Genomic DNA, 14958 nt, shown 5'->3' on the forward strand with positions numbered 1-14958 from the left:
ACATCACCTGAACCATGATTCTCAAAGGAAGATTGAATAGTAATAGATTCATTTTCATCAGGATTAAGGATTTCAGGGTTGATGTATTCACTCCAAGCTACTAAATCAGGAAGCTGTTCATAGACAACCATTATAAAGGAATCGACATTATTAGATTCATAGATTTCGTTGTCATAATCGCCTAAGAAGTGGTCTGCATGACCAGGATTAGGATTAAGCTTTCCTGCCATATTCTCGCCTTGAGTAATATCAACATGACAAGTTATTTTGTGAGTTCCTACTTGATTCCAGACCTGTGTTGCTCTTGCTACAGTTGTTCCTTCATTGCCGGGAATATTGACGATTTGGTCGGCATCGATTTGGACAGGAACAGCTCCGACAGCGAATGGCTCATTAGGGAACCAATCATAGAAAACAACACGGACATCATCAGCTTGCCAAGATGCTCTGCTGGAAACCATACGCCCCACAGAAGCAGATTGACCGACAACTGTTGAATAATAATCACTGTGAGCCCAAGGATAGAAGTCGTAGCCCAACCATCTGTCTCTGTCATTATTAAGCTCGTTATATTCAGCAAAGTCATCATTAGGGTCAACAGTAACTCTAAGTAAGTAGCCATCAGAATCAGGCACCAGCCAAGCATCACTTGTTACATCAGAGACAATATCATTAGAGCCAATAGCAGGAATAACCACTAAATCACCAATCTGTTGCCAAGCTCCTGTAACAGCACCATTATTATAAGGAGCATATTCGAACTTGACTTGGACATTCTCCGCAGAGTCGGTTCCTGTATTTTCTATATCAGCAGTGAAGTTCACTTGTCCCACTCCGAAATTAGGATTATAGTTGGAAATCTCCAGTGATTTATAGCGAATAGAGAAGTCCCAATCAGGGTTCTTAACTTCAATAGAGGAAGTTCTGACATTATTAGTTTCATCATCTTCAACAATAATTCCAGGAAGAGGAGGGTCAACAGTAACCCTAAATTCATACCAACCTGCTTGTCCTACAGGAATAAGAATATCTGCATCAAAGTCAAGATAAGCATATTCGAAGGCAGAAAGGGCAGGAACATCAATCACCGAGAAAGGAGCCCAGACATTGCCTGTTGCATTTCCTTTGTATTCCACAGTGGCAGTAGTGGCATCTGATGGAGTTACAAGCAGGTTCTTGATAGTAGTGTTTCCTGTAAATGGTCTGCCGACAACACCATGATTACGATAGGCAGGAAGTCCTGTATAGTAGATATTGATAGGAGACAAGTCAGGAAGGGCAGGATAGATGAACTTATTATGGTTGTCATAGTTGTTATTGGTATAATCTTCAGAAGCCATATCAGCATGAAGAGCCTCGCCATGGAAGTAATACCAACCTTCGACTGCTACTCCTGGATGCTCAAATTCATAGGATTCGGAAGCACCGACAGCTAATCCGCCTGCAATAAGCCAATTCTGCAAGTTTGCTCCACCCATTCCGACTATTCCTTCATTCAAATTAACAGTAATATCTTCTTCAATAGCAAGAGTTCCGATATTAGAAACAGTTACGAAAATATCAAAGTTGTCATTGGTTGGAGGATTTACGCGTGGGAATTGGGAATGAAGAGTAGAGACTTGAATCCTTAAATCATATCTTTCAGGACGAGGAATAATATTAAGGCTTGTTGACTCTTGTCCTTCGAGAGTATAGTCTGTTACATAAACATCGATATTATAGAGTCCGACTGTGTTTGGAGCTCTCATAGTATAAGAGTAATTTCCCCAAGAATTAGTATGAGTTGTATAGACCTGCCCTGTTTCTCTGATTGTGATTCTGACAAATGAACCTGATACATCAAGATTAGGGTCAAGCACATCAACATAATTGGCAGAACCATAGACCGTAAAGTTCTGTCCTGAATTCTCATACAAAACACCAGGTGAAGCAGTGGCAGTTACATCAATAGAACCAGGCACTACTACATCACCGACAACAAGAGGTCTTGAAGCAAAGTTGTTAAGCTGATTATCCTCTACCAAAGCAATATTGGCATTGTTGCGATTTACATGAACCTTTACAGGAATAAAGCCTTCATCAAGAGGAATAACAGAAGTTTCTAAAGTAACGAAAGAATTTCCTGCAATGAAGTCTATTACCTGAATATCAAAAACCACTTCATCAAGCAAGAAGGTAACAGGAACATCTTCAGCAGACATATCACCCCAGTTCTGGATATGAGCAGTAACTTGAACTTCCTCACCAATTTCAGGATGATAATTATCAAATTCAATATGAGAAGCATAGAGTCCTAAATCCAAGCCTTCATCAACCACGACAGGACCTGCCTTCCACAAGGTTGCTTGACCTTCAGAAGCCTTAAAGCCTGCATCATAACCACTAAATCTGTAATAAGGGTTATATCCAAAAGGAACTTCCACAAAGCAATTATAAGACTTGCCGTCAGTATAAGTTACATCAGCAGGGTCGATTTCATCCATCTCTATTACAAGCTCATTCTCATCAAAAACATCTCCATCATGATTTAAGTCAAGCCAGAAAAGAGGATAACCGTCTGCAGGAGCTTGATTATCTATATCTGTATAAAGAACCCTGAACTCGAAGTTTGTTCCTGCTAAAGCTGTGGCAGGATTTACGCCAAGGCTTGCCAAATAAGGGTCAGCAAGAGGATAAGTAAGGGTTGAGGTATTAGAATTATTAAAGACAAAAGCTGTTACAGTGGCTGTTTGAGTAGCCAATTCGACAGTGTTAAGAGTTATATCAAGAGCATATTCACCAATAGCATCAGGAGTGAAGGAAACTTCAATAGTGTAATCCTTGCCGACATCAAGAGTAAAATCTTCATCATCAAGAGAAGTTATGCCTGCATCCTCAAAGTCAAAATCAGCAAAATGAAGCTCAACATTACCTGTGTTGAAGACCTTTAAGTTAGCAGTTTCTGTAGAAGCAAGCTCGACATTACCAAAGTCATGAAGATTATCATCCCAATCTATACTAAAGGCAGGATTTGGGTCTTCTCCTCTACCAAAAAGAGCAAAGTTTACAGTATTTACATCATCATAAGTTACTTCTAAATCTATGTTGTTATAGAAAATAGTGGCAATCGGTGTAAAGATTACTTCTATAATTTCCTCTTCTCCACCTGCTAATTCAAGGTCTTCCACTTGAGGATTAAGAGTGAAGGCAGGATCAACTGATATTAATGAGTTAACCGTAAGAGGGATATTACCTGTATTCTTAAGAGTAATTTCCATAGTCTTACTGCTCCCTATAGCGACATTACCAAAATCAAGCTGACCATCCGCGGGAAGATAACCAAAGATAGCATCCTGAACAATAAAAGTTACCGGAATAACTAATTCAGGAGTGTTTGAGTCATTTGATTGAATAGTAATTTCAGTTGTATATGTTCCCAATGCTATATCTCCATCGAAATGAAGTTCGTTTGGTTCTGCTGAATTGATGGCAATAATACCATTGGCATCATCAGCAAGTAGCCAATCAGCACCATCTGTCAGATTATAATTAAGAGGTTCAGGACCTTGATTAGTAATAGAGAACTTGTAATCAACATCAACTCCCACGCCTGTTATGACTACTATAGGATTAGCAGAAACAGCAATGGAAGCACCGTTTACGGTTAAGGTTATGGGAATAGTAACTTCAGAATTGTTTAGGTCATCTGTATTTATAGTTAGATTAGCTGAATATGTTCCTCCTGATAAAGCAGCTTGTCCTAAAGTTACGGTAACGATTAAAGAATCTCCTGCTGTTAAGACAGCACTTTCACTGTCAAGGCTTATCCAAGCTTCAGCTTCAACAAGTTCAATGTTCAAATCAGCGACAGGAGAATCATTATAGATTTTAAATGTTTTTTCAGTTGTTACACCATAATCAACAGTGGCTGAAAGACTTGAAACATTATCACGATACTGTCCCATTACGGCTTCCCCACTGAAAGAACAGGTAATATCACCGGCATTAGTGGATATAATCATGTCATCACTATAGGAACCGTAAGATTCAGGATTGAAAGATATATTTATCTCACTTGAGAAACCTGTTGCCAAAACAGTTGGGACAAAACCAACACTGAATGGAGTATCGGGTTCTGTAACTTCAAGCTCTAAAGCAAGACTTCCTGTACTGTTTATAGTGAAAGAATAAGAGTTTTCTGATCCCGCAGACACTAAACCAAAATCATGATCAGTATCGCCGTCCAGAATATAGAAAGGAGTTCCCACTATGAATGTTGAAGTTGGAGCATAAGTATCCAAAGTATCACCCTCAGCATTAACTAAATCTAAGCGATAGTAGTAATTACCTTCTGCAAATCCTCTGGAAGGAGAGCTTACTTCTCTGGTAAAACTGTTTGTAATTCCACTAAATATCATATCTTCATTAGTATCAGATGTTACTTCAATTTCATCTTCATCCAAAATAGTAATTACTGAATTTATTGTTCCTGTGGTTACGTTAGTTAAAATAGTATAAGTGAACTCAGGATTCTCATCAGTTGTTAAAGAAGTAGAAGCCATCATCATACTTCCAATATATGTTTCATCAGGCAAAGTATATTCTCTAACAATCATGTCTGAATCTGCCCAATCTTCCCTGAATGCTATTACACTAAGAGTTACTTCATCACCGGGATTAAAAACAAGAGGAGCTTCATATAAATCCGATGCAATAGTAGGTGTTGAACCATCCAAAGTGTAATACATGACAGCTTCAGCCATCTCATTGGTTACTGTTACTGTAATAGCTTCATAGTAAATGCCGGAAGCTAAGTCAATCTGTGGATTGGGAACAGTCCCAGTTATCTCATAATCAGCCAAAGCTTCATCTGAATCATACCATCCGCTCTTTATGGCAATGGCTCTAAAACTATATTCACTGTCTTCCTCTAAGGTAATCGGACTTGAATATATTTGACCTGTAGCAGGATCAGAACCGTCTGTAGCATAATAGACTACAGCACTGCTTGTAGCACATGAGATTTCTACTTCAATAGCTTCAGTATAGACACCTGAAAGATAATTGAAGATAGGAGCAACTACTTTGTTTCTTACTTGGTAAGTATTTATTACAGCTTCAGAATCAAGATAATTCTCTAATACTGCTATTGCTTGGATAGTAACTTCTGAAGGTGAATTTAAGACTATCTGACCTTCATAAAGATTACTTTCACTTGTAGGAGCTGTATTGTTAGTAGTATAATAAATAGATGCAGTAGGATAATCAGCTACTGATAAAGTTAGACTTAGACTTCCTTCATAATCTCCTGAATCATGACTGAAAACAACTTCAGATAATTGACCTGTTACCTCATAACTTGCTTCCATAACTTCTGAATTAGCCCAGTTCTCTCTAATAGCTATAGCTTTTATAGTTAAAGAAGAGAAGTTATCAACTAAGATAGGAGAACCATCATACAGCATACTTGCTTCAGTTGGATCAGTGTTATCCAAGGTATAGCGAATCTCACTATCTCCTGTTGGGGTGCTAAGAGTAATTTCGATAGGAGAAGTGTAGATGCCGGGCTCAAGACTTGTTACAGGAGTAGCAACCTGACCTGTAATAGTATAAGTGGCTTCAGCAACATCACTCTCTTCATATCCGTCTTTACAAGCAATAGCTTTGATGGTTGTTACAGAATGTTCAGCTAAGATGATTGGCTCTGTATAAAGAGTGGAAGTATTAGTAGGTTCTTCTTCTCCTAAAGTATAATAGATGGATGTTCCCTCTTCATTTGTAAGAGTTATGTTCTGTGCTGAAGTGAAGCTTCCTGCTTCTGGTGAGAAGCTGACTACATCTAATTTAGGCAAAGTAGAGTATGTAGCAGTAACCACTTGAGAATTCATATAATTCTCTTTTTCACTGTAAGCCTTTATAGTAACAGTCTGCATTAGAGCTATTTCAATAGGACTTCCTTCAGTATAGAGAAGGCGAGTAGGACTTGTTACAGGATCACTTTCGTCCAGAGTGTAATATATAGAAGCATCTTCTATTTCAGAGATTAATTCTACTGATAGAACTTCATTATATGTTCCTCCGGGTAGAGAGAAGAGAGGTGCTGCTAATATAGGTTTGATTAGCAAGTCATACTCTTCGATTGCTGATGGATCCCATTCAGCATTTAGAGCTTGAACGTATAACTTGTTTTCCCCTTCACTTGTTAATTCTACAGGAAGAGAATAAAGGATTTTATCACCATTGAAATTAGAAGCAAAATCATAAGGTTCTTCATCCTCAGAGGCTAAATAATAGAATATTTGAGTATTTTCTCTTGAGTGAGTTAACTCTAGAGTGAATGGATTATCTTGCCATTCTGACTCTATGAAACTGACACTTGGAGCCTCAATAGGAAGATAACTTTGAGAAATGGTTAAATCATCTATGAAGATGTAAGTATAGGATGTAGAAATTGGTTTAAATGCTAAAAATAGAGTTTGATCTTCATAAGATTCATAAATTGCAGAAACATTGCTATAACTCGTATTAGCATAAAAATCAGGGAATGCTGCAACAATAGAAATATTATCTTCACTTGGTAATCCGGTATTTGAAACAAGATACCAAGAATGAGTAGTATATTGATTGCTTTTTGCTTGGAAATTTATCTCATATTGTTTTCCCTGGCTCATCTCGATAGGAGCTGAAAACAACCAATCATCTTGTCCATTAAGATACATTTGCATACTATTATTTCCAGAATGGGCATTCCAATTGTTTACTCCCCAGTCATAATTATAACCAAGATTAATATCAGTCCAACTGTCCGGTAATAAACCGAGGCTTGTAGCTTCAAAACCTTCTTGATAAGGGAAAGTATTTATTGTAGTACTTCCTGAAGTTGTAAATGAATACTCAGGGTTATCGACAGTAATCCCAGTTCCTTCTTGCTCAGTTGTCAAAGTCCAGAAATATTCTATTCCTCTTTCTAAACTAAGCTCCGGTATATACCTAATGGAAGAACTTTGGCTATAGCCATCGCTGTTTTCATCAAAATATAAATTATCCAAAATATCATTACTACCAGAAGTTGATCCAATAGTAAGATAATAACCTGATACTGATTCCATAGAATCCCATGAGAAAATAAGATAATCAGGATTGACATTAGTAGCTTCGTCTAATGGGTTTAATGATGTAACCACTCCTGTTAAGGTATATGTTAAACTAAGAATGCCTGATGGAGTCTCGCCTAACTTAAATCCTCTTGCTTTAAGTGTTACTTGATCACCCCAAGGGATTGTTACCGGACCTGTATAGAGACTACTTGCTGTAGTAGGTTCACTGCCATCAAGAGTGTAATATATATCCACACCGGCTTCAATAGTACTAAGCTCAATAGGTGGTAAACTATTATATTCCCCTGGAGCCCAGCCACTATAAGTAATATTTGCTAGAGGTAAATCACTTGTAACAACCTCAAAAGTGGCTGATTCCTCAGTCATTACATTATACATAATATCGTGGTTTGCAATCATTGCTTTCACAGTATATGAATAAGTCTGTCCTTCCTCAGTATTATAATCTTCATAATACCAAGGAGCTTCATAAAGATGCACCATTTGAGGGAATTCTTCATCGTCTCTTTGAATATAGAAAGACTCTACTGAATAACCTTCAGGAGGTGTATAGTCCCAGTAGATTAGCGGGATTTTGTTGTTTTCCCAATCAAAAGTAGAAGCTAAAGACAGATTACTTGGCGGGTCTAGTAAATCAGATATTTCATCTGTATCTGCTGTAAGATAGGCATAATCTGTTGAATCACTACTTGCATCGATAGTAGAAGTAAGAAAAACTCTTAAAGAATAGGTATATTCATCTCCGATAGTGATATCACTGTCTTCATAAAATCCCCATCCCATATTCTCAACTATTTGAGGTGAAGACCAATCATTCCGATTTAATTCATATTCTTCAATTTCAAAATTCTCTGGGGCATTATATTCCCAATTTAGAATAATCTGATTTTCATAAGTTTCCCAGCTTGACTGATATCCATAGGTAAATGTTTCAGGTGCGGACTGTACAGCATTTACAAGACTCATTAACATCAAAAAAACGACTAACAAACTTGATTTTCGCATTTTTCCTCCCAATCTTAGTGTTTGTCTTGAGTTAAATGGGCAATTAATTGCTCAGGTAAAAAAGGTCGATAGATTACATCTGCATTTCCACATTTAGTAATCTCTTGCTTAAATTTCAAAGAGTAATCAGAGGTGATGATTATCATCTTACAAGGGTGTAATTTCATTATTCTCTCCAATGTTTCAAAGTTGCGAAAAACAGGGAATTCGTGAATGATTATACAATGAGAATAAACTTCACTTAGATCATGAGAAAAATCTATATCTTTTGGGAGAATAGCTATACTATCATAATTGTTTGTAATAAGATAACTCTCTATCTCATCTCTCAATCTACTCTCTCTCCCTAAAAGTAATATCTTTTTCATCTCTCAATCCTCTGTTTCTTTAATTTTCCTTATATAAAGCACATAGTGAGCCATTTGGGATTTTTTGAGAGTAAAGTATTTATATAATGGTATTTAAGAGAATAAAGTAAAGTTTTGTATGGTGTGCGAAAATAATACAAAAATTGTTAAGTGTGCGAAAATGATACAAATTATTTCAAATCGAGTTAACTCGTGTGAAAGCTATTCTTCTTTTTTCGTGTAGCGGACAGAATGTCCACCTTCCGACAGAAAGATGGCTTGGTGAAAAATTCTCCCCGTCTCCCTTTCTCCCCGTCTCCCCGTCTTTTCGCGACAAGCGAAAATCTTCTTCGTGTAATTTCGTGGATAGATTTATTTAACCCTAATGATACTGAGCTCTGTTATTCTGTTTAGGAAACCAGGGGATGAAAGCAATTGTAGACTCTTTATAATCTTGAAATTCAGGATTCCCATCATACTTCTTTTCCAATAAAGGTATTCCGGAAACAAAGAGTAAGAGAAATGTTATAATCATGGGACTAAATATAGCATATAATCCATGTTCAATATTCAAAGTGATGATAAAAATACCCCACCACATAGTTGATTCACCAAAGTAATTTGGGTGTCGAGTATATTTCCATAAACCACTTTGCATAATTTTTCCCTTATTAGCCGGGTTATTTTTGAAGGTTGATTTCTGACTGTCTCCTACTGCTTGGAAATAGAAACCAATAAGCCAAATTGTCAGACCCAAATAATCTAAGCAAGAAAATCTAACAAAAGTGCTTTGAGATAGCATTAAAATCGGGTAGGCAATAGTTAATAAAAAGAAAGCTTGAATTAAGAATACTTGAATAAAGCTTCTTATTACCCAATATTTACCCCAATCTTGTCGCCATTTAGCATAACGAAAGTCCTCTTTTTTCCCTTTGTTTCTTAATAAAATATATGTTGAAAGTCGTAATCCCCACATACTTATCAATCCAACTACCAAGATTAATCTCCAATTCATCTCAGGACTCAACCAAAGAGAGTATAAACCCACTAAAACAAAGCCCATACCCCATGCAATATCAACAATTGAATTATCTTTCTTGATTAAGGCAATAATATACAATAAAGTAAAATATCCTAAAACTAGACTTGCACTTCCTAGAATAATATCAAACATCTCCTGCTCCTTTTATCCCGAATGATGCAGTAGAACTTTGATGAAGAGTGCTAGATTCTTTTAGCAAAATAAGTTGCAGAATTTGAAGGCATATAATATATATATTCCTGAAAATTATGTAGCTTACTTTTGCAAAAGAAGATAGTGCTATTCGCAAAGGTCTACTGCATTATTTGGGTTTATTATCTTAATCCTAAAAATCACTTCAACATTAGACATACAGCCACTGAACCAATACCATTATGAACTCCAATAACAGGAGATATATTCACGATAAAGGCTGGCTCTTTCTCGAAAACCTGCTTTAATTTATCAGCGTATTGATTTGCTCTTTCATCTGCTTTAGCATGAACAATAGCATAGTTCCATACAGGCTTATTACCTGCAAAATCTGTAATCATTTTAATGATTTGTTTCATATTTTGTTTTCTACTGTAAGATTTACCTAGGGCTATTCCTTTGCCATTTTTATCAACAGATATTATGGGTTTAAGGTTTAAGAGTTGAGCAGCCAATCCTTTTAAGGTGCTAATTCTTCCACCCCTCACAAAATACTTCAAAGTGTCTATATCAGTTAATATCTTAGTCTTAGCAATCCATTGAGGGATCATGACTCTTAAGTCAGACTCTGTAGTTCCCTTTTCAATCTCTTCTGCTAATCTTAAAACTAGCAAACCTTGACTTCCGGAAAGATGTTTACTGTTGATAATATCAATATTTGCATATTTCTTAGCTATGATCTCAGCTGAAGCATAAAATCCGGAAAGTTCTTTAGAGAGGTGTAAAGCAAAGGTAGATTTGTAATTACTACTCATCATCTCATACATAGTATCTATTGTCGAAGGACTTGGCTGAGAACTTACAGGGTGGTTTTTATCCTCCTCTAATAAATTATAGAAGTTGGCTGCTGATAAAGTCTTCTTATCTAAATAAAAAATAATCTCCGAAGTTAATCCCAAAAGATATCTGTTGAATCTGGTATTTCTCTATTATCTCATCAGGGAGGTCACAAGCAGAATCAGTGATGATCCCAATAGGATATCTTCTGTTATGACTCACCTGATATTGCATATACATATCATCAACTTTTATATCTTTGATAGTTGCCAGGTCTTTCACTTCATAGAAGAATTTATCTGGACTATCAGTGTGGATATGAAGATGCATTTTTTCTTTACTTCCTGCGATAATTAGTGAATCCCCATAAGTTCTGAATCTTCTTTTGAACTCAGATACATCAATCTTACTGTCCGAAATCACTGCTTCGGTACAGTAACGATAATTTGTCTCTAAATCAGCATGGTTGGAGATTATCTTATCTTGTGAAATATCTGTTGCTTTCCATTGAATATTCTTGATGGAACCCTCTTGAATAAACTTCATAACTCCTGCCAGGAAACTTACAAAGCCTTGAGCTCCGGCATCAACAACCCCTGCTTCTTTGAGGATTTCTAACTGATTTGGAGTATTTTCAAGAGCTTCTTGTGTTACAGAATAGGCTAAAGTGAGAACATTACAGTAATCCGCTGAAGCTAAAGAGTACTTTTTGATTGCCTCCGACCACACTCTCATCACTGTTAGAATAGTCCCTTCTACCGGCTCAGTGATTGAATCATAGACATGGGTCATAGCTTTATTAGCACCTTCTGCAAATTTGTCCATCGTGATGCAACAATGATCACCTAACTCTTTGCTTAATCCTACCAAAAACTGAGCAAATATAATCCCTGAATTTCCTCTTGCTCCCATTAGGGCAGAATCTGACATTGATTTTATAGTATCTCTTAAAGAGCGTTTTTTATGTGATTTATTCAAGATAGAATTAATAGTAGAAACTAAGTTTGTCCCGGTATCTGCATCTGCAACAGGAAATACATTTATCTCATTTAAATAGGCTTTTTGCTGAATCAAGGAATATCCTCCGGCAGCAAAGGCATTATAGAATCTTATTCCATCTAAATAACTAATTTTCGCCATTCTTACTCCCATACCTGGTCCATTTTTCTGATTTTTTCTATATCATAACCTAAGTCAGATAACTTCTTAAGAGCTCTCTGATAATCTTCTTCTGTCATTTGAGAGTTTCTGCTCATAATCCAAACATACTTTTTGTTGGGAACCCCGACAGTTGCGTAACGATAATCTGGAGCTATATCTACCAGCAGATATGGAAACTTTAATGGCCAAATAAATTGCACCCGCCATTCTGCCTTTGTAGCAGTATCATATATCTCCCCCTTGGGATGCATGACCCGCTTTTTTCCATTCTTGCGATTATAAAAGGTATATGTGATATTTATCTTATTCCCTTTTCCACGACTATATGACTCTATTCCATTATAAGCATCTTTCTCTATAAGATTGGGAATAATTGCAATTATATACCAATCGCCCATAAATCTATCTACATCTAAATATTCAATAGTTTTCATTTATACCCCCATACTTTGAAATAATATAACTAATAATCCCGGTGAGACAATAGTTGATTTTTTAACCCGAATGGTGCAGTAGAGCTTTAGAGAAAAGTGCAGATTCTTTTAGCAAAATAACTTACAGAATTTGAAGGCATATAATATATATATTCCTGAGAATTATGGAAGTTACTTTTGCAAAAGAATATAGTGCTATTCTCAAAGATCTACTGCATTATTTGGGTTTAACCCGAATGGTGCAGTAGGTCTTTATGGAATAAGAAAGCCCCGCAATTGCGAGGCTTTCATGTTATTATCTAAGAAGATGCCTGCAAGATGCAAGCGGTCCCAGTATTATTTGAGCAAGATTGCTTTGTTACTAAAGGTCTTGTTTCCTGCTTTCATAATAGTGAAATAGATACCTGATGCAACATTTCGTCCATCTGCATCTTTACCATTCCACACTACATTTTGCTTAATATTTGGTGTATCAACTTTGCTATTAAAGACTCTTTGCACTAACTGACCCTTAACATTATAAACATCTATAGTTACAACTTGTGGTTCAGCAACAGAGAAAGAGATAGTAGTTGATGGGTTAAATGGATTTGGATAGTTGCTAAATAACTGAGTTCCTAACAAAATCTCTTCTATATCATGATCTTCTTGATCTGAGATTTTTACTGTTACTGGACCAAACATCTCTGAAGTTCCATCGAAATCATTAGTTTGTAACCAGTAATAATAAGTTGTATTCATTTCAACTTCATCATCAATAAAAGAGTAACTTCCGCCGGTAGTTGAGTTAAGTGCTTCTATCATTGTTCCGGTAACTCTCATAGCTTGGTCTTGATTATCATTTTCAGCTCTGAAAAGATTATAACCTAAAACACCATTTTCTGAAGCAGTTACCCAGTTAATCTGAGCAAACTTGTTAGTTGTCTGCACAGCATTAAAAGAAGCCAAGGTTACAGGAAGAGTTTCATCAATACCAGGGACAAATTCAGAGAAAGTATCCAAACCGGATATTGTTACCTTACTTCCATTCCAACTTAAAGATCCGCCTAAATTAATCACATCTTCCCAAGCTGCAGCACCATTTGCTCTCTTAAAGAATCTTACTAAACCATAGTTAGTTATCCCTAATCCTGCTAAATCAAAGGTGATAATGTAGCTTCCAGGGTTACCAACCGAAGAGATAATTCTCCAAGTACGTGGTAAGAAAGAATCCATTGTAGCTGGAAGACCATTATCATTTGATGGTAATGATGGGATCATAAAGATTTGAAGTGAGAATCCTGCAGGATTTGGAGCTGTGAACTCTAACTCAACATTTTCATCCCCTAAGACGATTGGATCTGTTGGAGAACCATCACCGGGATTAACTGTTACTTGAGGAGCATTACCAAAGAAGATGTTGTCTAAATCAAAGTAATAATCACCTGAACCAGCCCAGTCCATTTCGAATCTGAAGATAGCAGTTTGTCCTGCATAAGCTCCGATGTCGATAGTATAGTTTGTCATATCTTGTGTAGAAGTATGATTTAAACTATTAATTTGGTCAATAGCAGTGAAATTTACTCCGTTATCAGTAGATACTTTAGCGACAAAATAGTCATGATCTGCAAGTAATGTAGTTGCTCCCCATGGAGAATTATAGTTAACAATCCGATAATCAAAATTGATTACTGAATTTTCTGTTATGTTGTTCATTGATTGGAATTGAACATATCCGTCTGAAGATGAATTCCATACATTCTTGTAAAGGATATTACTTTCACTTCCATGATGGGTGCCAATAGTACAGTTTTCTAAAGTAATTGCTGCAGGATTTTCAGTAGTTCCTTCAAAATCTAAAGAAACCGGCATAGCAATAGTTGGGTCTGGAATAGTTGTAAATGACCAAACATCTATACCTTCACTAGCATCTCCTACCACATTATAAGGTACTATTTTCCAGTAATATGTTGTCTCATAATCAAGTCCGGAATAAGCATAAGTTGTTCCAGGTTGACTTACATGAGTATGGCCGGTAAAGGTATTATCTTCTGAGAGAAATACCTTGTAACCACTTGCATTGGTAGCAGCTGACCAATATAAATTGCCACTGAGTGGTCTGTCTGTAGAAGCATCAGCAGGAGAAGTATAGCTTGTTCCTAGAGGTGGATTACCAATAGTAGTAAAAGACCAGGTTACTATGTTTTCTGGTGGAGTTGAACCTGAAGTGTTTCGACATACCACATACCAATTATATTCAGTATCTGGATCTAAATCTGTAACTTCATACTCTTCAACGGCTGCAACATTATCAAGAACTTTAGCTAATGATTTGCTACCCGGAGTACCAAAGTATAAATCAATTGTTTCAGTATAAGCAGGATTAGTCCATTCCAAAGTTAGAGCTGTTGCTTGATCTACAGCATCATCTGCCGGTGATGGAGAGGTAGCTGCACCTGGGACCGGATAATCTGCAGTATTAATGGTCATAGTATAAGCACCATGATGAGTTGATGAGTAGCCAGAAATTACTATAAAATAATCTCCTGCAGGAGAGAGAGTTTCTAACATCTCAGACCAAGTAGCTCTACTTTTTGATTTAGCTCCTCCTGTTCCGGCACTAGTTTCATCATCATTATAATACCAAGCATCATCAGCGGAAGTGGCTTGATCAATTTGTTGATATGAATTAAAAACATAGAGTTTAGTATCCCAAGTTGTTCCTTCTAAAGAGATACTCATCAACTTTGTTGTAGCTAGTGTTAATTGATAAACTACAGACTGGGATGAACAGAAAGGATAATAAGTGTCATATATTGTTGTGGAACCTGTTTCGATAATTTCATCTGCTAATGTAAGCACTATTGGGTCATCGTGATGATTACCGGCAGGCATTACAAAGCCACTACCAGTTAAAGTTACAG

At 36.6% G+C, this 14958-nt stretch carries 7 protein-coding genes; all 7 read right to left on the reverse strand.

All coding sequences use genetic code 11. The features are described 5' to 3' along the window. The coding region (locus tag JEY82_RS18615; protein WP_304088529.1) for a chitobiase/beta-hexosaminidase C-terminal domain-containing protein at nt 1-8102 on the reverse strand (8102 nt) is incomplete at its 3' end. A 14-nt stretch (nt 8103-8116) separates the two neighbouring features. Beyond that, the gene (locus JEY82_RS18620; protein WP_304088531.1) at nt 8117-8470 is read right to left on the reverse strand and encodes a hypothetical protein; all 354 of its coding nucleotides are present in this window, start codon (nt 8468-8470) and stop codon (nt 8117-8119) included. 361 nt (nt 8471-8831) lie between these two features. Further along, entirely contained in the window at nt 8832-9623 is a 792-nt protein-coding gene (locus JEY82_RS18625; RefSeq protein WP_304088534.1) for a DUF1295 domain-containing protein, read from the reverse strand. Between the two features lie 200 nt (nt 9624-9823). Beyond that, the gene (locus JEY82_RS18630; RefSeq protein ID WP_304088536.1) at nt 9824-10582 is read right to left on the reverse strand and encodes a DegV family protein; all 759 of its coding nucleotides are present in this window, start codon (nt 10580-10582) and stop codon (nt 9824-9826) included. Next, a complete protein-coding gene (locus tag JEY82_RS18635) occupies nt 10545-11600 on the reverse strand; it encodes a DAK2 domain-containing protein (protein WP_304088538.1) in 1056 nt (351 codons plus the stop codon). Before JEY82_RS18635 ends, JEY82_RS18630 begins: the two co-directional genes overlap by 38 nt. Nucleotides 11601-11602: 2 nt before the next feature. Next, complete coding sequence (locus tag JEY82_RS18640) at nt 11603-12055, reverse strand: lipocalin family protein (RefSeq protein WP_304088541.1); 453 nt, start codon at nt 12053-12055, stop codon at nt 11603-11605. A gap of 336 nt (nt 12056-12391) precedes the next feature. Next, nucleotides 12392-14958: T9SS type A sorting domain-containing protein (locus JEY82_RS18645; protein ID WP_304088544.1), on the reverse strand; the 2567-nt coding region annotated here is incomplete at its 5' end.

It is taken from the genome of Maridesulfovibrio ferrireducens (genome assembly GCF_016342405.1).
GTDB lineage: Bacteria > Desulfobacterota > Desulfovibrionia > Desulfovibrionales > Desulfovibrionaceae > Maridesulfovibrio > Maridesulfovibrio ferrireducens_A.

Excerpts from the sequence above, each read along its gene's own strand:
- JEY82_RS18620 (WP_304088531.1), bottom strand. The coding sequence starts at position 8,470 with ATGAAAAAGATATTACTTTTAGGGAGAGAGAGTAGATTGAGAGATGAG.
- JEY82_RS18625 (WP_304088534.1), bottom strand. The coding sequence starts at position 9,623 with ATGTTTGATATTATTCTAGGAAGTGCAAGTCTAGTTTTAGGATATTTT.
- JEY82_RS18635 (WP_304088538.1), bottom strand. The coding sequence starts at position 11,600 with ATGGCGAAAATTAGTTATTTAGATGGAATAAGATTCTATAATGCCTTT.
- JEY82_RS18640 (WP_304088541.1), bottom strand. The coding sequence starts at position 12,055 with ATGAAAACTATTGAATATTTAGATGTAGATAGATTTATGGGCGATTGG.